The organism is Streptomyces sp. NPDC046379 (genome assembly GCF_055587785.1).
Genome location: NZ_JBVJFP010000001.1, coordinates 838955 through 860581, shown reverse-complemented (window position 1 = coordinate 860581; position 21627 = coordinate 838955). Strand labels below are relative to the sequence as shown.

The window sequence follows — 21627 nt, the reverse complement described above, 5'->3', positions numbered from 1 at the left end:
CGCGCGCGCTCTGCGCCCGCGCTCCACGCCCGCGAGGGCGGGGACGAACGCCGTGACGCGCCCCGTGAGGCCGTGACGCGTGCCGTGACGGACGCGGTGGCGTCGCGGTAAGACACGCGGTGAGGCAACGCGGTGAGGCAACGCGGTGAGGCATATGGCGCAGGTCACGTGCGGCGGAGCGGGCGGGAGGGCCCCCCGCCCCGCACCCGGCGCTGCCTTTCCGGCGGAGCCGTTACGCTGGGAGCGTGGCAGTCGTCGATGTATCCGAAGAGCTCAAGTCCCTCTCCTCGACCATGGAGTCGATCGAGGCCGTTCTGGACCTCGACAAGCTGAGGGCAGACGTCGCCGTGCTCGAGGAGCAGGCGGCCGCGCCGTCCCTCTGGGACAACCCGGACGAGGCGCAGAAGATCACCAGCAAGCTCTCCCACCTCCAGGCCGAGGTGAGGAAGGCGGAGGCCCTGCGCGGCCGGATCGACGATCTCGCCGTCCTCTTCGAGATGGCCGAGGAGGAGGACGACCCGGACGCCCGCGCCGAGGCCGAGTCCGAGCTGGCCGCCGTCAAGAAGGCGCTGGACGAGATGGAGGTCCGGACGCTGCTCAGCGGCGAGTACGACTCCCGCGAGGCGCTCGTGAACATCCGCGCCGAGGCGGGCGGCGTCGACGCGGCCGACTTCGCCGAGAAGCTCCAGCGGATGTACCTGCGCTGGGCCGAGCAGCGCGGCTACAAGACCGAGCTGATCGAGACGTCGTACGCCGAAGAGGCCGGCATCAAGTCGACCACCTTCGCCGTCCAGGCGCCCTACGCCTACGGCACCCTCTCCGTCGAGCAGGGCACCCACCGCCTCGTGCGCATCTCGCCCTTCGACAACCAGGGCCGCCGTCAGACGTCCTTCGCCGGCGTCGAGGTGCTCCCCGTGGTCGAGCAGTCCGACCACGTCGAGATCGACGAGTCCGAGCTGCGCATCGACGTCTACCGGTCCTCCGGCCCCGGCGGCCAGGGCGTCAACACCACCGACTCCGCGGTGCGCATCACCCACCTGCCCACCGGCATCGTCGTCTCCTGCCAGAACGAGCGGTCGCAGATCCAGAACAAGGCCACGGCGATGAACGTCCTCCAGGCCAAGCTGCTGGAGCGCCGCCGGCAGGAGGAACAGGCCAAGATGGACGCCCTCAAGGGCGACGGCGGCAACTCCTGGGGCAACCAGATGCGTTCCTACGTCCTGCACCCGTACCAGATGGTCAAGGACCTGCGCACGGAGCACGAGGTCGGCAACCCCGAGGCCGTGTTCAACGGCGAGATCGACGGCTTCCTGGAGGCCGGAATTCGCTGGCGCAAGCAGCAGGAGAAGTAGCGGAAACCGTTTTGTCGACAAGGTAACTGCCGCCCTGTGGGCGGCAGTTACCTTTTGTGTACGGTCCGCACGGGATCTGCGTCACACTCGCACATCGCCGCGCCCGGCATTGACCCCGTATCAGGACATCGCGTACGCAACGGCCTTGACGCCTTCTTGAAAAGTGGGAAGGGTGAAGCTCGGCATGCGTATCTTCGGGGCGCATGTGAACCGGGGGGCTTTCCGATACGGCTGCTACCTCCGTCGATCACGGCCCCGAGCGCGGCCCTCATCGACGACTGGCTACTGGGGGTAGCAAACATATGACGAAGAAGATGCGGATCCGCGTCGCGCGTGTCGCGGCCGGCGCCGTGATCGCCGCGGGCGCGTCGCTGACCGCCGCCGGCGCCGCCTCCGCGCTCGACCTCGGCATCGGCGTCAGCGTGAACGACGGGGATTACAAGGACCCCTGCGACATCAGCGTCGATCCGGAGTGTGACGACGACACCAGTGGTGGCGCTGACGGTGGTGCCGATGGCGGTGCCGACGGCGGCGCGGACGGTGGCGCTGATGGCGGTGCTGACGGTGGCGCTGACGGCGGTGCTGACGGTGGCGCTGACGGTGGTGCCGATGGTGGCGCTGACGGCGGTGCCGATGGTGGCGCTGACGGCGGTGCCGATGGTGGCGCTGATGGCGGCGCTGATGGCGGTGCCGATGGCGGCGCTGACGGTGGTGCCGATGGTGGCGCTGACGGCGGTGCCGATGGTGGCGCTGACGGCGGCGCCGACGGGGGTGCTGATGGTGGTGCTGACGGCGGTGCTGACGGTGGTGCCGATGGTGGCGCTGACGGCGGTGCGGACGGCGGTTCCGGCAACGGCGGCGGCAACGGCGGCGGCAACGGCAACGGCGGCGGCAACGGCAACGGCGGCGCGGGCAGCGTCGGCGGCACCGACAACACCGACCCCGACGGCGGCAGCAACGACGCCGTGCAGGGCGAGGCCGAGTCGGCCCTGACCGACACCGGCACCGAGGCCACCCCGCAGGGCGGCGGCGAGGAGCTGGCCGAGACCGGCGCCGCGCAGACCACCTTCCTGCTGGTCGGCGCCGCGACGATGATCGCCGGCGGCATCGGCTTCCGCGTCCTGCCGCGTCTGATGGACGGCCGTGGAGGCGCGGCCGCCTAGGCGGCTGTACACAACCCCACCACGCGACGAGGGCCCGGAGCAGCCTGCTCCGGGCCCTCGCCCACGTCGTAAGCCGGCTGGTGGCCCCGCCGCAGGCGCTACGCGCTCTGGTGCGCCAGGAACGCCACCGCCGCGATCAGCACCGCCAGCAGGGCGATCAGCGTCATCGGGTTCAGCGAGGCGAAGGGGTTCTCCTGCTGCAACCGCTCGCGGTTGGCCCGGCATACCGGGCAACGGCCCTCGGCCACGGGCGCGGCACAGTTCGCGCACACCAGTCGGTCGTACGTCATGTGCCCTCCTCGCACCGGGACCGGTTCATCTCCACAACGCTCGCGGTCACCCGAACGTTCCCCCTCCACTGTGCCAGGTTCCGCCGCGACGGGCTCGGGGACCGGGGGAGCGCCCGTTTGACATTCTCGGACAAAACGGGCAAGGGGCGCGCAACCTCCTACGGCGACTGCGGTTGCGCACCCGCTTCGCGTATGGTCACGCTCATCTACCCCCGGCGACCCGTGGTGCATCCGTGATCCGATTCGACAACGTCTCCAAGGTCTACCCCAAGCAGAACCGCCCCGCACTCAGGGATGTGTCCCTGGAAGTGGAGAAGGGCGAGTTCGTGTTCCTCGTGGGGTCCTCCGGCTCCGGAAAGTCCACCTTCCTGCGGCTGATCCTCCGCGAGGAGCGGGCCAGCCACGGACAGGTGCACGTTCTGGGCAAGGACCTCGCCCGTCTGTCCAACTGGAAGGTGCCGCACATGCGCCGCCAGCTGGGGACGGTGTTCCAGGACTTCCGGCTGCTGCCGAACAAGACGGTGGCGGAGAACGTCGCCTTCGCGCAGGAGGTCATCGGCAAGTCGCGCGGCGAGATCCGCAAGTCCGTGCCGCAGGTGCTGGAGCTGGTCGGGCTCGGCGGGAAGGAGGACCGCATGCCGGGCGAGCTGTCCGGCGGTGAGCAGCAGCGCGTCGCCATCGCGCGGGCCTTCGTCAACCGGCCCAAGCTGCTGATCGCCGACGAGCCCACCGGCAACCTCGACCCGCAGACGTCCGTCGGCATCATGAAGCTGCTCGACCGCATCAACCGGACGGGCACCACCGTGGTCATGGCGACGCACGACCAGAACATCGTGGACCAGATGCGCAAGCGCGTCATCGAGCTGGAGAAGGGCCGCCTCGTCCGCGACCAGGCCCGCGGCGTGTACGGCTACCAGCACTGACCGCGCCCCGACCCCGCAGACGTCCCGGAAAGGCTTGAAACAGACGCCATGCGCGCCCAGTTCGTTCTGTCGGAGATCGGTGTCGGTCTCCGCCGCAATCTGACGATGACCTTCGCGGTCGTCGTCTCCGTCGCCCTCTCCCTGGCCCTGTTCGGCGGTTCGCTGCTGATGCAGGACCAGGTGAGCACCATGAAGGGCTACTGGTACGACAAGGTCAACGTCTCGATCTTCCTGTGCAACAAGAGCGACGCCGACTCCGACCCGAACTGCGTCGAGGGCGCGGTCACCGGGGAGCAGAAGGAGGAGATCCTCGCCGAGCTCAAGGGCATGGAGGTCGTGGACACGGTCACGTACGAGTCGCAGGACCAGGCGTACAAGCACTACAAGGAGCAGTTCGGCGACTCCCCGCTGGCCAGCTCCCTCACGCCGGACCAGATGCAGGAGTCGTACCGCGTCAAGCTGAAGGACCCGGAGAAGTACCAGGTCATCGCCAGCAAGTTCAACGCCCGGGACGGCGTGCAGTCCGTGCAGGACCAGAAGGGCATCCTGGACAACCTCTTCGGGCTGCTGAACGGCATGAAGTGGGCCGCCCGGGCGATCATGGCGCTGATGCTGGTCGTCGCGCTGATGCTGATCGTCAACACGGTGCGCGTCTCGGCGTTCAGCCGACGGCGTGAGACCGGCATCATGCGCCTGGTCGGCGCGTCCGGCTTCTACATCCAGGCGCCGTTCATCGCCGAGGCGGCGGTCGCGGGGCTCATCGGCGGCGTGGTCGCCTGCGGCTTCCTGGTGACCGGGCGGTACTTCATCATCGACAACGGCCTGTCCCTGTCCGAGAAGCTGAACCTGATCAACTTCATCGGCTGGGACGCCGTCCTGACGAAGCTTCCGCTGATCCTCGCCACCAGCCTGCTCATGCCGGCGCTGGCCGCGTTCTTCGCTCTGCGCAAGTACCTGAAGGTGTGACACATGCCAAGAGGGCCGTACGGTCAACCGGCCGTACGGCCCTTCGCCTTGTCCTAGACTCACCGGCATGTCAGGCCGTGAGCTGTTCTGTCCGCCCCGCCGCGTCCGCCGCGGGGTCGCCCTGACATTGGTCTTCGGCTGCGTCCTCGTCGCCGGCGCCGCGACCGGATCGCTGCCGACCAGCGACCGGAAACCCACCCCCGGCCAGACCCGCACCTCCGCCTCCGCGGCCCGCCCGGACGCGGTCGCCGAGGCCGCCGCCGAGGCCCTGGCCGAGGGGAAGTCCCCGATGGAGGCCGCCGAGCGGGCGGTCAGCCGCAGCGGGGACCGCTGGGACGCGGTCTACTCCCAGGGCGAGTACGAGGAGTTCCAGGAGGCCCTCGACGGCGCGTACACCGGCGTCGGCCTCACCGCCCGGCGCGAGCGGGACGGCCGTATCGAGGTGACCGGCGTCGCCGCCGGCTCGCCCGCGGCCGCCGCCGGGATCCGGCCGGGCGACCGGTTGCGCAGCGTCGACGGGCACCGCGTCGACGGGCGCCCGGTCGCCGAGGTCGTCTCCCTCCTGCGCGGCGACGCCCAGGACGCGGCGGCCGGCACGACCGTCCGGCTCGGCCTCCAGCGGGGCGAGCGCGAGTGGACCGAGAGCCTGCGCCGGGCCCGGCTGTCCACCGGCTCCGTGACCGTCCGGCGGCTGCCGGGCGGGGCCACCGTGATCAGGATCGGCGCCTTCACCAAGGGCTCCGGCGACGCCGTGCGCACCGCCGTACGGAGGGACGCGCCCGGCGCCGGCGTCATCCTCGACCTGCGCGGCAACTCCGGCGGCCTGGTCACCGAGGCCGTCACCGCCGCCTCCGCCTTCCTCGACGGCGGCCTGGTCGCCACCTACGACGTCGAGGGCGACCAGCGCGCCCTGCACGCCGAACCCGGCGGCGACACCGCGACACCGCTGGTCACGCTGGTCGACGGCGGCACGATGAGCGCGGCCGAACTGCTCACCGGCGCCCTCCAGGACCGGGGCCGGGCCGTCGTCGTCGGCTCCCGCACCTTCGGCAAGGGCTCCGTGCAGATGCCGAGCCGGCTGCCCGACGGCTCCGTCGCCGAGCTGACCGTCGGCCACTACCGCACCCCGGCCGGGCGCACCGTCGACGGGCAGGGCATCACCCCCGACCTGGAGGCGGACGAGCGGGCGCTGGAGCGGGCGGAGACCGTCCTCGACGGCCTCGGGGACTCGCAGTAGACCGTCGCTCCTCCCGGGCGCCGCGTTAATCGGCTTCCCCCGCACCCCCCGCGTAGTGCGAAAATGGGCGGCACTATGGCTAAGGAAAAAGGGCGCAAGCTGATCGCGCAGAACAAGAAGGCGCGGCACGACTACCACATCCTCGACACCTACGAGGCCGGACTGGTCCTCACCGGCACCGAGGTGAAGTCGCTGCGCCAGGGGCGGGCCTCGCTGGTGGACGGCTTCGTCCAGCTCGACGGGCACGAGGCGTGGCTGTACAACGTGCACGTGCCCGAGTACAGCCAGGGCACCTGGACCAACCACAGCGCCCGGCGCAAGCGCAAGCTGCTGCTGCACCGCCTGGAGATCGACAAGCTGGAGTCCAAGTCCCAGGAGACCGGTCACACGATCGTGCCGCTCTCCCTGTACTTCAAGGACGGCCGGGCCAAGGTCGAGATCGCGCTGGCGAAGGGCAAGAAGGAGTACGACAAGCGCCAGACGCTCCGCGAGAAGCAGGACCGGCGCGAGGCCGAGCGGGCGATGTCGGCGGTCCGCCGCAAGCAGCGGGCCTGAGCCGCCGCGAGCAGGGGCCGCTGGGGCCGGGCCGCCGCGGGCAGGGGGCCGGGCCGCCCGGAATACGCTGGCATCGACCCGCGTTGTTCACGTACGATGGCACCTGCACCTCACAGCGGGTGCGCACCTTGAGAAATCAACATGGGGATGATCGGTTTCGACAGCGGCTGTCGAAGCAGGGGAAGCGTGTCGAGGAAGCGGCCATGATCTCGTAAACCACAGGCCGAAAAAAATAATCGCCAACACCAAGCGCGATTCCTTCGCCCTCGCTGCCTAAGTAGCGACTTGCGAAGTGTCAGCCCGGGGCTGTTCCCGACCCGGATCCTGGCATCAGCTAGGGAACTAAACCTTGATCCCGGTCACGGGGTGAAGAGGGAAACCAAACAGTGACTGAGCCCGTCGGAGACTTGTCCGCGTGATCTCCGGGGCCGAGAAAAGCACAGCGGACTGCACACGGAGAAGCCCTGGTTCCGCACCGTTGGACGCGGGTTCGATTCCCGCCATCTCCACTCCACCCCATGTGGGCGAAGGCCCCGCCGCTGAAGCGGCGGGGCCTTCGTCATGCCGTCACCCCACCCGGAACTCCGCCACCCGCACCCCCTCGCTCACCACCAGGTACACATCCGCCCTCCCCCGGGCCGCCTCCGTCAGCTGTGCCGTCACCGTCTCGTACGTGTACGGCGACGGCGTGCCGTTCGCCGTGGCCGTGCCGGCGACGGGGCCGGTCGGGGAGTGGAGGCGGAGTTCGATCGTGCCGCGGGGGCCGGCGACCCGGGCAGTGAGGTCCGTGCCGGTCACACGGGCGTCCTTGAACTTCAGCCACGCCCCGTCCCGTGACGCCGACACCGCCGTGCCGCGTTCCTTCGACTCGTCCACCAGGCGTACGGCCTCGTAGTCGTCGAAGTTCTCCGCGCGCGTCGGGCGGGACAGGTCGCGGGGCGGGATGGTCTCGCCGTGGACGTGCCAGGAGGCGCGGACGCGGATGTCCGTGGCGGAGGCGCCGGCCAGGATGTCGTAGGCGCCGCTCTCCACCACCCACTTGGAGCGGGTCACGTCCCAGTGGGCCAGGTCCTCTCGGGTGAGGGGCAGGTGGACCGTCCTCGTCTCGCCGGGGGCGAGGGTGACACGGTCGAAGGACTTCAGCTGTCTCAGCGGCTGTTCGTTCCGCGACGTGCGGTGGCGGACGTACAGCTGCACCACCTCGTCGCCCGCCCGGCTGCCCGTGTTGGTGACCGGCAGCTCGTAGCCGCCCTTCACGCGGCGCAGGTCGCCGTAGCGGAAGGTGGTGTAGGAGAGGCCGTGGCCGAAGGGGTAGAGCGGGCGGCCCTTGAAGTACTGGTAGGTGCGGGCCGACTTGATGATGTCGTAGTCCAGGATCGACGGCAGGTCGGACTCCGAGCGGTACCAGGTCTGGGTGAGCCGCCCCGCCGGGTTGACGTCGCCGTACAGGACGTCGGCGAGCGCGTTGCCGGTCTCCTGGCCCGCGTGGGACGTCCACAGGATTGCCGGGACCTCGCGCTGCAGGGCGTTCAGGGTGGTCGGGTAGCTGTTCTCGACGATCACGACGGTGTTCGGGTTGGCCCGGTGCACCGCCCTGGCCAGGGCCTCCTGCGCGGGCGCGAGGCCCATGTCCTCGCGGTCGTCGGTCTCGCGGCCGTTGATCGCGGGCATCGAGCCGACGACCACCACCGCCGCGTCCTTGCCCCTGACCGCCGCCACGGCCTCGTCGACGCCGCTGCGGACGACGTCCATCGCGTAACGGGCCGCCCGGTCCTTCGCCACCAGGCCCAACACGCCGTCCACCGGGCCCAGGTACACCGGGCTCGACCACCACGACTCACGCGTCTCGTAGCCCGCGTAACGGAGGAGGTATGTGCCGTCCTGCTGCCGTTCCGGCACGAACTGCTGCTGGACGAACCAACCGCCCGGCTGCTCCTGGTCGTTGACGAAACCCGACCAGTCGTAGCCGACGTACCTGCCGTTCGCCGCCGAGCGGAGCGTGACGATGCCGGCGCCCCAGTCGAAGACGTCGAACTGCGCCGCCGGGCCGGTCTCCGGTGTCTCCCTCAGCGGCTCGCCGTCCGCGTCCGTGCCCGCCGTCACGTAGGCGCCCGTTTCCGTGTTGCGCAGCGTGATCCGGTCCACGCCCTCCACCGGCGACACCGGGCGGCCCGTGCGTGCCGCGATGCCCTCGGCGGGGGTGACGGCGTAGGGGAGGGCGCCCGAGTACCAGTCCGTGTAGAGGGTGTCGGCGAGGGGGCCGACCACGGCCACGTCGGCGGCCTTCGACAGGGGCAGCGCGCCCTTGTTCTTCAGCAGCACCGCGCCCTTCGCCGCCGCCTCCCGCGCCAGCCCGCGGTGCTCCACGCTGTTGACCACCGACTTGTCGATGGCGCCGTACTTCCCGCCGCCCGGATCGAATTCGCCCAGCCGGATGCGGACGGACAGGATGTGGGAGACGGCCCTGTCGATGTCCGGCTCCGACAGCAGGCCGTCCCGCAGGGCGGTGTCGATGGCCGTCGTCGTCGGGACCGGGTCCGATCCGTTGTCCGTGAAGCTGTCGATGCCCGCCTTCAGCGCCGCCGCGTCGCCCTGCGCCAGGGTCGGGTAATAGCGCTGCTCGCCGGGGAGGTTGGCGGGGGCGTAGGCGTCGGTGACGTTCAGCAGGTCGCGGTCGGTCCAGGTGCGCACCGCGTCGTTCAGGTCCGGGTTCACCGTGGCGGGGCGGCCGTTGACGAGGTTGTACGACGTCATCACGCCCGTCGCCGCGTCCGCCTCGATCGCCGGGCGGAACGCCGCCTCCTCGTACTCCTTCAGCACGCGCGGACGCAGGTCGGAGGAGGTCAGATGGCGGTTCGCCTCGTTGTTGTTGGCGAGGTAGTGCTTGAGCGTCGGGGCGGTCTTCAGGTGGTCCGGGTCGCCGCCGGTCAGGCCCTTGCCGTACGCGGTGGCCAGGGCGCCGGTGAGGGTCGGGTCCTCGCTGTAGCCCTCCTCGTTGCGGCCCCAGCGCGGGTCGCGCAGCGGGTTGACCACGGGCGCCCAGACGTTCAGGCCCCAGCCCTCGGGGCGCTCCTGCTGGAAGCCGCGCACCTCGTCGCCGACCGCCGAGCCGACGCGCCGCATCAGCTCCGGGTCCCAGGCCGAGGCGAGGCCCACGGCCTGCGGGAAGACGGTGGCCTCGCCGAGCCAGGCGACGCCGTGCAGGGCCTCCGTGCCGGTGCGGAACGACCGGATGCCCAGGCGGGGGATCGCGGGCTGGTGCTGGTGGAGGAGGGAGACCTTCTCCGGGAGGGTGAGGCGGCCGAGCAGGTCGTCCACGCGGCGGTCGAGGGGCAGGGCGGGGTCGCGGAACGCGTACGCCGGGTCCGCGGCCTGCGCGGGGACGGCCGTGGCGCCGAGGCCCGCGGTCAGGGCCAGCGCCAGCAGCAGGATCGCGGCTCTCGGTCTTCTTCGCTCGCCTTTCATACGGCGGCTCCCATCGGGGGGTAGGGGCGTGGACGGCTCAGGCCGTGCGCGGGGCCGTGCTCGCCCGGACCGTCAGGCCGGGGCGCAGCAGCGTGGCCTCGGGGACGGGGGCGGTGCCGGCGAGCTTCTCCATCAGCAGCTCCACCGCCCGCGTGCCGATCTCCGCGGACGGCAGGTCGACGGAGGTCACGGGCACGCGGACCGACTCCGCCAGCTCGCGCGGACAGATGGCGGTGACCGAGAGGTCCTCCGGCACCCGCAGGCCCAGCTGCTCGAAGGCGTCGATCAGCGGTTCGAGGACGGGCTCGTTGTGCACGACGACACCGGTCAGCGCGGGCTGTTCGCGCAGCAGCCGCTCGGCGACGCGGCGGGCCGCGGCGGGCGCCGCCTCGCAGGGGCGGACGGCGGAGGCCAGCCCGTGCCGGTCGGCGGCGGCCGTGAAACCCTGGACGACCCGCTGGGCGAACGCGGTCTGCCGCACGTACACCTCCGGCGGCGAGCCGACCAGCGCCACCGACCGGTGCCCGAGCCCCGCCAGATGCTCCACGCACACCTCCCCGGCCGCCTTGAAGTCCAGGTCGATGCAGGTCAGCCCGGACGCCTCGGCGGGGAAGCCGATCATCACCGTCGGCCGGTCCAGCGAGCGCAGCAGCGGCAGCCGGGCGTCGGCGAGCTGCACGTCCATCAGGATCAGGGCGTCCACCAAGGCGGTGTCGGCGACCCTGCGCAGCCCTTCCTCGCCCTCCTCCTGGGTGAGCAACAGCACGTCGTGGTCGTGCCGGCGGGCGGCGGTCACCACCGACACCGCGAACTGCATCACCACGGGCACGTGCATCCCGGCGCGCAGCGGCATCACCAGCGCGAGCACGTTCGACTTGCTGCTGGCCAGGGCGCGCGCGCCGGCGTGCGGGCGGTAGCCGAGGGCGCGGATGGAGGCGTGGACGCGCCGCCGGGTCTCCTCGCTGATCGGGCGCTTGCCGCTGAGCGCGTAGGACACGGTGCTGGGGGAGACCCCGGCGTGCCGCGCGACGTCCGTGATCTTCACCATCGGGCCGGCTCCACCGTCAGGAACCCGGTCCCCGCCTCGGCCCGCACCTCGCGCCCGCCGGCCGCCAGCCCCCAGGGCGCCACCGGGTCGCTGCACGACGCCCGCAGCGTGTCGCCCTCCCGGACGACGGTGAAGACGACCTCGCCGACCCGCACCGTGACCTGGTCGCCGCGCCGCATCCCGTACGCCCGCAGCGTCACCCCGTCGGCGTGGTCGTAGTCGGGCCGGTCGTCCGCCGCGCCCACCGGGATCACCGCGCCGGGCCTGACCAGCAGCGGCACGCTCAGGACGTCGTGCCGCTCGCGCACCCAGCGCGGACCGGTCACCGTGCGCCCGGTGAGGAAGTGCGTCCAGACGCCCTCGGGGACGTAGTACGTCACCTCGCCCTCGTCGTCGAACACCGGCGCGACCAGCAGATCGGAGCCGAGCATGTACTGCCGCTCCAGATGGGCGCACCCCGGGTCGTCCGGGAACTCCAGCACCATGGCCCGCATCACCGGCACGCCCTCGGTGTGGGCGACGCGGGCGGCCTCGTACAGGTACGGCATCAGGCGCAGCTTCAGGCGCGTGAAGTGCCGGGCCACGTCGACGGCCTCCTCGTCGAACAGCCACGGCACCCGGTACGAGGAGCTGCCGTGCAGCCGGCTGTGCGAGGACAGCAGGCCGAAGGCGAGCCAGCGTTTGAACAGCGCGGGCGTCGGCGTGCCCTCGAAGCCGCCGATGTCGTGGCTCCAGTAGCCGAAGCCGGACAGGCCCAGCGACAGCCCGCCGCGCAGCGACTCCGCCATCGACTCGTACGTCGCCTCGCAGTCCCCGCCCCAGTGCACCGGGAACTTCTGGCTGCCCGTCGTCGCCGACCGGGCGAAGACCACGGCCTCGCCCTCGCCGCGGTGCCCCCGCAGCACCTCGAAGACGGTGCGGTTGTAGAGGTACGCGTAGTGGTTGTGCATGCGCTCCGGGTCGGAGCCGTCGAACCACACGACGTCGACCGGGACCCGCTCGCCGAAGTCGGTCTTGAAGCAGTCCACGCCCTGCGCGAGCAGCGCCTCCAGCTTCGCCGCGTACCAGGCGCGGGCCGCCGCGCTGGTGAAGTCGACCAGCGCCATGCCCGGCTGCCACAGGTCCCACTGCCACACGCTGCCGTCCGGCCGGCGCAGCAGGTGCCCGAGCGCCTTGCCCTCCGCGAACAGCGGCGAGCGCTGCGCGATGTACGGGTTGATCCACACGCTCACCCGCAGGCCCCGGGCCTTGAGCCGGGCCAGCATCCCCTCCGGGTCGGGGAAGACCCGCGGGTCCCACTGGAAGTCGCACCAGTGGAACTCCCGCATCCAGAAGCAGTCGAAGTGGAACACCGACAGCGGCAGCCGGCGGTCCCGCATCCCCTCGATGAAGGAGGTGACGGTCTTCTCGTCGTACGAGGTGGTGAACGACGTCGACAGCCACAGCCCGAACGACCAGGCGGGCGGCAGCGCGGGACGCCCGGTGAGGGCCGTGTACCTGCGCAGGATCTCCTTCGGCGTCGGGCCGTGGATCACGTAGTACGTCAGTTCCTGCGCCTCCACGCTGAACTGCACCCGCGACACCGTCTCGGAGCCGACCTCGAAGGACACCTTGCCGGGGTGGTCGACGAAGACGCCGTAGCCGGCGTCGGTGAGGTAGAAGGGGACGTTCTTGTAGGCCTGTTCGGTGGCGGTGCCGCCGTCGGCGTTCCAGATGTCGACGACCTGGCCGTTCTTCACCAGCGGGCCGAACCGCTCGCCGAGGCCGTAGACGTGGGCGCCGACGCCGAGGCCGAGTTGTTCGCGCAGGTAGTGGGCGCCGGTGGCGTCCCGCATGATGCCGATCCCCTTGGGACCGCTGGAGGTCAGGACGCGACCGCGGGCGAGGAAGTCGACGCGCCAGGAGCCGGTGCGGGCCACGCGCATCGACAGCTCGCCGGAGATCAGGGTGGCGTGCTCGTCGTCGTACTCCGTCTGCGGGGTGAAGTCCTGCCCGCTCAGGTCGAACACGGGGCCGCGCGGCCGGCCGCCCTCGAAGTGGGTGAGCGTGACTCCGATGACGCCCGGCATCGGCGCGTGGGCGGTGACGGTCACGACCGGTCCCTTCAGCAGGTCGCCGCGGTGGCGGACGGGCTGCGTCGGCGCGTGGATCTCCAGGCCGCCGTCCGTCGCGGCGACGTCGAGGACCTGCGCCGGGTGGGCGGCGGTGACGCCCTCGCGCAGCAGCCAGTACCCGTCGGTGAACTTCACGCGCGCACCCCTTACTTGACCGCGCCCACGGCGATGCCGCGGGTCAGCGTCCGCTGGAAGACGAGGAAGAAGACGATCGCGGGCAGCACGCCGAGCAGGGCGGCCGCGTTGGTCATGGTGGCGTCCATCAGCCGCTGGCCCTGGAGCACGCCGAGGGCCACGGAGACGGTCTGGTTGTCGTTGGAGATCAGCATCACCAGCGGCAGCAGGAACTCGTTCCACGTCCAGATGAAGAAGAACACCAGCAGCACCCCGAGGGTGGGCCGGCTGACGGGGACGACGATCCGCCACAGCACCTGCCACCTGGTCGCCCCGTCGATCCGGGCGGCCTCGATGATCTCGCGCGGGAACCGGCTCAGCACCGCCGAGAGCAGGTACGTGCCGAACGCCGCCTGGATCACCGTGAAGACGATGATCACGCTCAGCCGGGTGTCGTACAGCCCGGCCTCCTTGCTGAGGTGGTACACGGGGTAGACCAGCGCCTCCTGCGGCAGCATGTTGGCCAGCACGAAGAACGCCAGCACCCAGGTGCGGCCCCTGATCCGCCCGATGCCGATCGCGTAGGCGTTGAGCAGCGACAGAACGGCGGCGAGGACCGCCACCGAGCCGCTGATCAGCACGGAGTTGAACAGCTTCTGCCCGTAGTCGACGCGCTCCCAGAAGTCCGCGAGCCCGTCGAGGTACACGCCCTCGGGCAGGCTCAGCGGCCCGTTCCGCGCGTACTCCGCCGGGGACTTGACCGCGTTGACGGCGACGACGAGGAACGGCACCACCATGAACAGCGCGGCCAGGCAGAGCGCGACGAGGACGGGGTAGCGGCGCAGGACGGCGGCGCCGGGCCCGGGGGAGACCTTCGCGGGCACGGGCGAGCCCTTCGCGGACGCGTGCGCACCCTTCATGACCGCACCCCTCCTTCCTCCGCGTCCTCCGCGCGGGTCTGCAGCCTCAGCCCGACGAGCGACAGGGCGAGGATGATCACCGTCAGCACCGTGGAGATCGCGGCGCCGTAGCCGACCTGCGTCTTCTCGAAGAAGGTGGTGAAGGAGAAGTACGACGGAACGTTGGTCGCGCCGCCCGGGCCGCCCTTGGTCAGCACGTACACCGCGCCGAACACCTTCAGCGCGGCGATCGAGCACCAGGTGAGCACGACGTACGTCTCCGGGCGGATCTGCGGCAGCGTGATGTGCCAGAACCGGCGCCACCAGCCCGCCCCGTCCAGCTCCGCCGCCTCGTACAACTGCGGGTCCACCCGCTCCAGGCCGGCCATGAACACGACCAGCGGGAAGCCGATCTGCACCCAGACCATGACGCCCATCACCGTGTAGAGGGCGAGGTCCGGGTCGCCGAGCCAGTCCTGCCGCCAGGAGTCCAGGCCGACCGCGGTGAGCAGCTCGTTGAGCGAGCCGTTCTCCGGGGCGAGGATCCAGCTCCAGACGATGCCGGCGACGGCGATCGGCAGGACCTGCGGGAGGTAGAAGCAGGCCCGCAGCACGGTGGTCACGCGCGAGCCGAAGTGCTGGGCGACGTGGTCGAACAGCGCCGCGGCCAGCACCAGGCCGATCACCGTGGGCACCAGCGCCATCGCCAGGACCATGAACAGGCTGTGCCGGAACGACGCCCAGAACTCGCTGTCGTCCAGCAGCTCGCGGTAGTTGGCGAGCCCCGTCCACCGCGGGCTGCCCACGCCCTGCCAGTCGGTGAAGCTGACGCCCGTGTTCATCAGGAACGGCACGACGACCACCGCGAGGAAGGCCAGGGCGCCGGGGAGCAGGAACAGGGCGTACGACTCCCTCGGGCCGCGCGGACGGCCGAGCCGGCGCTCCTTGCCGGCCCCGGCCGTCCCCGCACCGCGTTCGACGGTGACCGTCATCGCCGGGAGACGCCCTTGTCGTACGCCTCCTGGAGGGCGCCGAGATAGGTGTGCGGCTTCGCGCTGCCGGTGATCAGCTTCTGCGTCTCGGAGACCAGGACGTCGTAGAAGCCGGCCGCCGGCCAGTCCGGGTAGAACGCGAGGCCGTCGCGCTCCGAGAGGGTGTTGAAGTCCTCGATCAGCTTCTTGGACTGCGGGTCGGTGATGGCGGCCGGGTCGGCGGCGACGGGGACGCCGCCGTTGTTGCCGAGCAGGTTCTGGATCTTCTCGGAGAGGGTGATCTCGATGAAGTCGTACGCCAGTTCCTTGTTCGGCGCCTTCTCGGGCACCACCCAGAGGTTGCCGCCGGAGCCCAGGGTCAGGTCGGAGCCGGGCCACAGGAACGTGCCCCAGTCGAACTTCGCCTCCTCCTGGAAGCGGCCGTACCACCAGCTGCCGGAGAACAGGATCGGCGTCCTGCCCTGGATGAAGTCGAGCCCGGCCTGCTCGGCCTTGGCGCCGGTGGAGTCCTCGGAGACGTACCCCTTGTCCACCCAGTCGGCGAAGGTCTCGGCGGCGTGGACCCAGGCCTCGTCGTGGAAGTCGGTCTTGCCCTTGTACAGCTGGTAGGCGTCCACCCAGGCGCGGTCCGCCCCGGACAGGGCGAGCTGGTAGACGTACTGCTGGGCGAGGTACTCGGCGCCGGCGTTGGCCAGCGGGGTGACGCCCGCGTCGACGAACGTGTCCATCGCGGCGGTGAGTTCGTCGAGGGTGGTGGGCTCCTCGACACCGTGCTCCTCGAAGAGCTCCCGGTTGTAGAACACCATCGCGTACTCGGCGTAGTTGGGCACGCCGTACCACTTGCCGGAGCCCATCACGCCCCGGGCGTCGTACATGCTGGTCGTGCGGACGCCCTCGCCGATCTTCTTGTCCCAGCCGCGCCGGGTCGCCTCGGCGGTGAGATCGGTGAGCAGGCCCTGCTTGGAGAGGTGGCCCGCGGTCGCGTTGCCCTTGTTGTACTCCATCAGGTCGGGCGCGTCCGAGGAGTTGAGCACCATGGGGGCGGTCTTCTGGATCTGCTCGAAGCTCTTCTCCTCGAACTCGACCGTCACGCCCGGGTGCGTCGCCTCGAACTCGTTGATCGCCTCCGTCCAGGCGACGCCCATCGCGCTGTTCGGGGCCTCGTAGTGCCACAGCCGCAGGGTCTTCGCCTCACCGGACCCTTCGTCCGAACCCCCGCAGGAGGCCAGCAGCAACGCCCCGACCAGGGCCGCCGCCGTCGCCACCACACGCCTTCGTGCCGTCAACATCCCGTGCCTCCAGGGGAGTCGGATGGGAATCGGGGCATCACGCGGCGTCCGTCGAACGGTTTCACCACGGGATGTCGAAGCGCTTCGACGCTGGAAGGTATGGGGGGTGGGGCGGAGTGGTCAATGGGTCGCGCGCGAATTGGTGAAGCGGTTCGACGGGGGGACCCGCGGGCGCCTCCTCGACGGCACCGCCGCCGACGTGATCCCCAGCGCGGCCACCGCCGCCGCCACCGGCACCGCGAAGCCCGCCGCCGGTGACGCGTGCTCCACCGTCCAGCCGCCCAGCGCGCTCCCGAGGGCGATCCCGCCGAGCAGGCCGGTGACCGCCAGGGTCATGCCCTCGTTCAGCCGGCCCTCGGGCGTGCGCTCCTGGATCAGCGTCATCCCCGTCACCATCGTCGGCGCCGTCGCCATCCCGGCGATCAGCAGCGCGCCGGCCAGGACGAGCAGCGACCCCGTCAGCGCCACGGCGAGCAGCGGCAGCGTCAGCAGCACGGCCATCACGGCGATGCACCAGCGGTAGCGCCGCTGAGCCGGACCGCTCGGCCGCAGCGTCCCGTACGCCAGCCCCGCCGCGCAGGAACCGGCCGCCTGGAGGCCGAGCACCACGCCCGCCCACACCCGTTGACCCTGTGCGTCCGCAAAGGCGATCGTGACGACCTCCATGGCCCCGAACACCGCGCCCATCGCCAGGCAGACGACGAGCAGCGGGGGTATGCCCGGCGCCCGCAGCGGCGGCCTCCCCGGCGCCCGGCCCGGGGGCGCGAGCGGCGGCTCGGTCGAGCGCTGCGCGGTGAACAGCAGTGTCCCGGTCACCAGCAGCACCCCGCCGACCAGCGTCCCCGCCTCCGGGAAGAACGTCGCGCACAGGAACGCCGCGAGGACCGGCCCCAGCATGAAGCACAGCTCGTCGGCCGCCTGCTCGAAGGAGTTCGCGGTGTGCAGCGCGTCGGGGTCGTCCCGGAACAGATGGGCCCACCGGGCGCGGGCCATCCCGCCGGTGTTCGGCGTCGTCGCGGTGGCGGCGTAGGCGGCGAACAGCGTCCACGCCGGGGCGTCCAGCCGTACGCACAGCAGCAGGCACAGCCCGCCGAGCGCGGCGACGAGGGTGGCGGGCCGGGCGACCCGGGCCTGGCCGTGCCGGTCGACCAGCCGGGCGGTCCAGGGGGCGACCAGCGCCGTCGCCGCCAGCCCGGTCGCCGTGACCGCGCCGGCGAGGGCGTAGGAGCCGTACGCGTTGGCGATCATCACGACCGCGCTGACGCTGAACATGCCCATCGGCAGGCGTGCGACGAGGTTCCCGATCGTGAAGGCGCGGGCGCCGGGGTGGACGAAGAGACGGCGGTAGGGGTGGGCGGGACGGGGCCCGGCGGAGGACTTCGGCATGCGCCCACCGTCGCCCGGAGCCGATCAAGGGGTCCAACACCTGTCCCGGCCCCACTCACGCGCTCCTGTTGTAAATTCACCGGGTGCCCGCCCTCATGGACCCCCGCCTCCTGCGCGCCTTCGTCGCCGTCGCCGAGGAACTGCACTTCACGCGGGCCGCCGCCCGGCTCTACGTCGCCCAGCAGGCGCTCAGCCGGGACGTGCGGCGGCTGGAGCGGGAGCTGGGCACGGAGCTGTTCGTCCGCACGACCCGGCAGGTGACCCCCACCCCGGACGCCGAGCGCCTGCTGCCGTACGCCCGCCGGGTCCTCGCGGCCCACGACGACCTGCTCGCCGCCTTCGGGCAGGCCCGCCCGCTGCTGGTCGACCTCAACTCCCCGGGCCTCGGCACCCCGCGCCGCGTCCTGGAGCGCGCCCGCGACATCGCCCCCGACCACGAGTTGATGGCCCGCTACGAGAGCGGCCTGACCGGCGCGGCCGGGGAACTGCTCGCCGGGCGCCTGGACGCGTCCTTCGGCCGGTACGCGGGCCTGGCCCTCACGCTGCGCGCGCAGCTCGAACACCAACCCGTACGCTTCGAACCGATGGCGATCGTGCTGCCCGAGGACCACCCGCTGGCGTCCCTGGAGGCCGTGCCGCTCGCCGCGCTCGCCGGAGAGACCGTCTACGCGGGCGCCGGGAACCCGCGCACCCCCGAGTGGACCGACCTCGCGCACCGCCTCTTCGACGGCCGGGGCGTCTCGATCGCGGCCCCCTTTCCGCTGGCCGTCGGGACCGAGGAGTTCCAGCGGATCATGGCCAAGACCGGGCACCCGGTGCTGGCGGTGGTCGATTTCCCGCCCATGCCCGCGACCGTACGGCGGCCGCTGGTGGACCCGGTTCCGCTGTCCCCCGTGTCGCTGGTGTGGCGCCGGGGTCTGGCCCACCCGGCGCTGGACGCGCTGCGGCGGGCCGCGGCCGAGGTGGCGGCGGAGCGGGGCTGGCTGCGGGTGCCCGCCGGGAGCTGGACCCCGGAGGCGGACGGAAACCCGGCGGTTACCGCAGGTTCGACGGCTCGAACGACCGACCGGTGACGGGTGTTGTTCATCACCAACTGTGCCCTATTATGTACGACTTTGTTGTGTGGAGGTATTGTGCAGGCTGCTGGTATTTTGCAGACGCGTTGAACTGTGGGGTCGGCAGTCGGTCTACAGCCGCGTCCACCGCAACCAAGTCGGTCTCTCGGGCGTCTGACTTGCGCGACTGGTGCCGAATGCGAGGGGGGACATGGTGACGCCGAAGGGGCGAGGGGAGGAAGAGCCCCGGGAGCCGAAGCCTGAGTCGGAGTCCGACCGGACCATGCAGTTGAAGGCGCTCGGTCCGATCCAGCCGAACAGGCCGACGCAGCCGGTCGAACCGATCGAAGTGATCGAGCCGATGGAGCCGGCCGAAACGGCCAAGGCGATCAAGCCGTACCGACCGGAAGAGACCGTGCAGCTGCGCGTGCCCATCCAGCGCACGGCCGCCACGGAGAACGAGAGGTCCCGCGCGACCGACACGGCCGGGATCCTTGACGCCTTCGGAACTCCGGAGAAGTCCGAGACATCCGGGATCTCCGGGATATACGCGGCGTCCGAGGTGAACGCTGCGGACCGAATACCCGGCGGCGAAACGATCTCCCTCGCCCCCCGCCCGGAAACCCGAGCCTCCCGCCGTGCCCGCGGCGCCCGTAACAAAAGCAACAGCGAAAACGCCGGCGCCTCCCGCCCCTCCCGCAAGGCCCCCCGCCCCTCCCTGCGCGCCCGCCTCGCCGCCGACCCCCGCCTCGCGGTCGTGCTGGGCGTCCTCGCCACGCTGGCCGCGCGCGCCGCGCCGTACGCCCGCCGGATGAAGCCGGAGTACCCCCGCCCCGGCCGCACCGGCTGGCGCCGCTGGCTCCCCTCCTGGCGGCAGTGGATCGGCGGCGCCTTCGCCGGCATCGGCCTCAGCGGCTGCTTCCTCGTCGTCGCCTACGCGGCCACCGACATCCCGGACAACCTCAACTCGTACGCCACCCAGCAGGACAACGTGTACTTCTGGGCGGACGGCACGCCCATGGCCCGCACCGGCTGGGTGCAGCGCCAGGAGATGCCGCTGGAGGACATCCCCGAGGACGTCCGCTGGGCGGTCCTCGCCGCCGAGAACGCGAGCTTCTACAGCGACCCGGGCATCTCCGTGAAGGGCATCAGCCGCGCCGTCCTGCGCACCTTCGGCCAGGGCGACACCCAGGGCGGCTCGACCATCACCCAGCAGTACGTGAAGAACGTCTACCTGAACCAGGACCAGACCGTCCGCCGCAAGTTCACCGAAGCGATGATGGCCCTCAAGCTCGACAACCGGATGAGCAAGGACGAGATCCTCGAGGCCTACCTCAACACCAGCTGGTTCGGCCGCGGCACCTACGGCATCCAGCGCGCCGCCCAGGCCTACTACGGCAAGGACGTCGGCGAGCTGAACGCCAGCGAGGCCGCCTTCCTCGCCGCCCTCCTCAAGGGCGCCGGCCTCTACGACCCGACCCTGAGCCAGACCAACCGCGACCGGGCCGTCGAGCGCTGGTCCTGGACCCTCGACCGGATGGTGGCGATCGGCAGGCTGTCGCCCGAGGAGCGGGCCGGCTACAAGAAGTTCCCCGAGCCGCTGAAGAACAACCCGCTGTACTCCACCGGCGAGCAGAGCGACTACCTGGTCGAACTCGCCTCCCAGTACGCCAAGAAGGCCGCGAAGATCTCCGACAAGCAGTTCGACCTCGGCGGCTACCAGATCTACACGACCTTCGAGAAGGACCGCGAACGCCGCCTCACCGACGTCGTCACCGACGCCCGCAAGAAGGCGCTGGAGGACGACCCGAAGACCGCGAAGACCGCCCACTACGGGGCGGCCTCGGTGGCCGCCGACGGCCGGATCCTCGCCGTCTACGGCGGTCCCGACTACCGCAAACAGGGCTTCAACGAGTCCAACGCCACCACCGTCCCGGCCGGCACCGCCTTCACGCCGTTCGTCTACGCGGCCGGCCTGGAGCACGGCGTGCGCACCGCCCGCGACGGGGCGACGACGCCGGTCACCGGCGAGTCCCTCTACAACGGCGACGACGACGTCCCGGTGACCACCCCGGAGGGCCCGTACTGGGACCGCAGCGGCCGCAAGGTCGCCGCCAGCAACGACGGCGACCGCTCCTACGGGCAGATCTCCCTGCACCGGGCGATGGCGCTGTCGGTCAACACCCCGTTCATGCAGCTCGGCATGGACACCGGCCTGGACAAGGTGCGCTCCACCGCCGTGGCCGCGGGACTGCTGCCGTCCAGCATCGGCGCCCGCGTCCCCGCCCTCTCCATGGGCAGCTCCACCCCCAGCGCCATCCGCATGGCGAGCGGCTACGCGACGTTCGCCGCCGAGGGCCGGCACACCGAGCCGTACTCGGTGCTCCGCATCACCCACAACGGCACCAAGCTCCCCCTGGACGCGCCCCAGTCGCGCCGGGCGGTCGGTGCGGACGTGGCCGAGGAGGTCACCTCCGCGCTCACGGAGTCCTTCCGCACCGCCCACCCCGACGCCGCGCCCCTGTCCGAGAAGGTGGCCGGGAAGGCCGGGACGACGGAGAAGGACACCGCCGCCTGGTACGTCGGCACCCACGAGTCCGTCTCCACGGCGGTCGTCGTCTACCGCATCGACCTCGCCAAGAGCCTCGAACCACTGCCGCTCAAGGGCATCGCCGGCACCGCCGACGACAGCGTCCCGTACGGCATCTGGTCCGGCGCCCTGGGCCTCGCCGGCTGACCCCGGCAGGGCCCCCGCAGTCCCACCGTCCTTGGAGAATGA

16 protein-coding genes and 1 other RNA gene are annotated in these 21627 nt (G+C 71.3%); 9 read left to right on the top strand and 8 right to left on the bottom strand.

What is annotated here, in order from left to right:
• Positions 1-245: 245 nt before the first annotated feature.
• The gene (gene prfB / locus ACZ6KF_RS03890; protein WP_356627172.1) at positions 246-1352 is read left to right on the top strand and encodes a peptide chain release factor 2; all 1107 of its coding nucleotides are present in this window, start codon (positions 246-248) and stop codon (positions 1350-1352) included.
• 302 nt (positions 1353-1654) lie between these two features.
• Positions 1655-2515, top strand: a complete 861-nt coding sequence (locus ACZ6KF_RS03885; protein WP_469237160.1) for an LPXTG cell wall anchor domain-containing protein — start codon at positions 1655-1657, stop codon at positions 2513-2515.
• A gap of 98 nt (positions 2516-2613) precedes the next feature.
• Here ACZ6KF_RS03885 and ACZ6KF_RS03880 read toward each other — a convergent pair whose 3' ends face one another.
• A complete protein-coding gene (locus ACZ6KF_RS03880; protein WP_356627174.1) occupies positions 2614-2805 on the bottom strand; it encodes a hypothetical protein in 192 nt (63 codons plus the stop codon).
• Positions 2806-3038: 233 nt separating this feature from the next.
• On the opposite strand from ACZ6KF_RS03880, the gene ftsE reads away from it, so the two are divergent.
• From ftsE to ssrA, 5 genes are all read left to right on the top strand, one after another.
• The gene (ftsE, locus tag ACZ6KF_RS03875; protein ID WP_103784254.1) at positions 3039-3728 is read left to right on the top strand and encodes a cell division ATP-binding protein FtsE; all 690 of its coding nucleotides are present in this window, start codon (positions 3039-3041) and stop codon (positions 3726-3728) included.
• Between the two features lie 48 nt (positions 3729-3776).
• A complete protein-coding gene (gene ftsX, locus ACZ6KF_RS03870) occupies positions 3777-4694 on the top strand; it encodes a permease-like cell division protein FtsX (RefSeq protein ID WP_356627175.1) in 918 nt (305 codons plus the stop codon).
• 67 nt (positions 4695-4761) lie between these two features.
• Positions 4762-5931 (top strand): S41 family peptidase, encoded by a 1170-nt coding sequence (locus ACZ6KF_RS03865; protein ID WP_356627176.1) that lies wholly within the window; start codon positions 4762-4764, stop codon positions 5929-5931.
• A gap of 75 nt (positions 5932-6006) precedes the next feature.
• On the top strand, positions 6007-6486 hold the full coding sequence (gene smpB / locus ACZ6KF_RS03860) for an SsrA-binding protein SmpB (RefSeq protein ID WP_356627177.1): 480 nt from the start codon (positions 6007-6009) through the stop codon (positions 6484-6486).
• A 143-nt stretch (positions 6487-6629) separates the two neighbouring features.
• Positions 6630-6998: a transfer-messenger RNA gene (ssrA, locus tag ACZ6KF_RS03855) on the top strand.
• Between the two features lie 55 nt (positions 6999-7053).
• On the opposite strand, the gene ACZ6KF_RS03850 is transcribed toward ssrA, so the two are convergent.
• From ACZ6KF_RS03850 to ACZ6KF_RS03820, 7 genes are all read right to left on the bottom strand, one after another.
• Complete coding sequence (locus ACZ6KF_RS03850) at positions 7054-9951, bottom strand: glycoside hydrolase family 3 protein (protein WP_469237158.1); 2898 nt, start codon at positions 9949-9951, stop codon at positions 7054-7056.
• A gap of 37 nt (positions 9952-9988) precedes the next feature.
• Entirely contained in the window at positions 9989-10999 is a 1011-nt protein-coding gene (locus ACZ6KF_RS03845; RefSeq protein ID WP_356627179.1) for a LacI family DNA-binding transcriptional regulator, read from the bottom strand.
• Positions 10993-13248, bottom strand: coding sequence for an alpha-xylosidase (yicI, locus tag ACZ6KF_RS03840; protein WP_469237156.1), 2256 nt, complete (start codon positions 13246-13248; stop codon positions 10993-10995). Before yicI ends, ACZ6KF_RS03845 begins: the two co-directional genes overlap by 7 nt.
• A gap of 11 nt (positions 13249-13259) precedes the next feature.
• Positions 13260-14024 (bottom strand): carbohydrate ABC transporter permease, encoded by a 765-nt coding sequence (locus ACZ6KF_RS03835; protein WP_356627359.1) that lies wholly within the window; start codon positions 14022-14024, stop codon positions 13260-13262.
• Between the two features lie 119 nt (positions 14025-14143).
• On the bottom strand, positions 14144-15118 hold the full coding sequence (locus ACZ6KF_RS03830) for a carbohydrate ABC transporter permease (protein WP_469237154.1): 975 nt from the start codon (positions 15116-15118) through the stop codon (positions 14144-14146).
• On the bottom strand, positions 15115-16407 hold the full coding sequence (locus tag ACZ6KF_RS03825; RefSeq protein WP_469237151.1) for an ABC transporter substrate-binding protein: 1293 nt from the start codon (positions 16405-16407) through the stop codon (positions 15115-15117). Before ACZ6KF_RS03825 ends, ACZ6KF_RS03830 begins: the two co-directional genes overlap by 4 nt.
• Before the next feature lie 120 nt (positions 16408-16527).
• On the bottom strand, positions 16528-17793 hold the full coding sequence (locus ACZ6KF_RS03820) for an MFS transporter (RefSeq protein ID WP_469237149.1): 1266 nt from the start codon (positions 17791-17793) through the stop codon (positions 16528-16530).
• A 95-nt stretch (positions 17794-17888) separates the two neighbouring features.
• Between ACZ6KF_RS03820 and ACZ6KF_RS03815 the strand changes: the two genes are divergently transcribed.
• A complete protein-coding gene (locus ACZ6KF_RS03815; RefSeq protein ID WP_469160186.1) occupies positions 17889-18866 on the top strand; it encodes a LysR family transcriptional regulator in 978 nt (325 codons plus the stop codon).
• 265 nt (positions 18867-19131) lie between these two features.
• Entirely contained in the window at positions 19132-21585 is a 2454-nt protein-coding gene (locus ACZ6KF_RS03810; protein ID WP_469237148.1) for a transglycosylase domain-containing protein, read from the top strand.
• Positions 21586-21627: the final 42 nt, after the last annotated feature.

Bases quoted from the DNA above. Each gene is read 5' to 3' on its own strand.
- ACZ6KF_RS03885 (WP_469237160.1), top strand. From the start codon at position 1,655: ATGACGAAGAAGATGCGGATCCGCGTCGCGCGTGTCGCGGCCGGCGCC.
- ACZ6KF_RS03880 (WP_356627174.1), bottom strand. From the start codon at position 2,805: ATGACGTACGACCGACTGGTGTGCGCGAACTGTGCCGCGCCCGTGGCC.
- ftsX (WP_356627175.1), top strand. From the start codon at position 3,777: ATGCGCGCCCAGTTCGTTCTGTCGGAGATCGGTGTCGGTCTCCGCCGC.
- ACZ6KF_RS03865 (WP_356627176.1), top strand. From the start codon at position 4,762: ATGTCAGGCCGTGAGCTGTTCTGTCCGCCCCGCCGCGTCCGCCGCGGG.
- smpB (WP_356627177.1), top strand. From the start codon at position 6,007: ATGGCTAAGGAAAAAGGGCGCAAGCTGATCGCGCAGAACAAGAAGGCG.
- ACZ6KF_RS03850 (WP_469237158.1), bottom strand. From the start codon at position 9,951: ATGAAAGGCGAGCGAAGAAGACCGAGAGCCGCGATCCTGCTGCTGGCG.
- ACZ6KF_RS03845 (WP_356627179.1), bottom strand. From the start codon at position 10,999: ATGGTGAAGATCACGGACGTCGCGCGGCACGCCGGGGTCTCCCCCAGC.
- ACZ6KF_RS03835 (WP_356627359.1), bottom strand. From the start codon at position 14,024: ATGGTGGTGCCGTTCCTCGTCGTCGCCGTCAACGCGGTCAAGTCCCCG.
- ACZ6KF_RS03830 (WP_469237154.1), bottom strand. From the start codon at position 15,118: ATGACGGTCACCGTCGAACGCGGTGCGGGGACGGCCGGGGCCGGCAAG.
- ACZ6KF_RS03825 (WP_469237151.1), bottom strand. From the start codon at position 16,407: ATGTTGACGGCACGAAGGCGTGTGGTGGCGACGGCGGCGGCCCTGGTC.
- ACZ6KF_RS03820 (WP_469237149.1), bottom strand. From the start codon at position 17,793: ATGCCGAAGTCCTCCGCCGGGCCCCGTCCCGCCCACCCCTACCGCCGT.
- ACZ6KF_RS03815 (WP_469160186.1), top strand. From the start codon at position 17,889: ATGGACCCCCGCCTCCTGCGCGCCTTCGTCGCCGTCGCCGAGGAACTG.
- ACZ6KF_RS03810 (WP_469237148.1), top strand. From the start codon at position 19,132: ATGCAGTTGAAGGCGCTCGGTCCGATCCAGCCGAACAGGCCGACGCAG.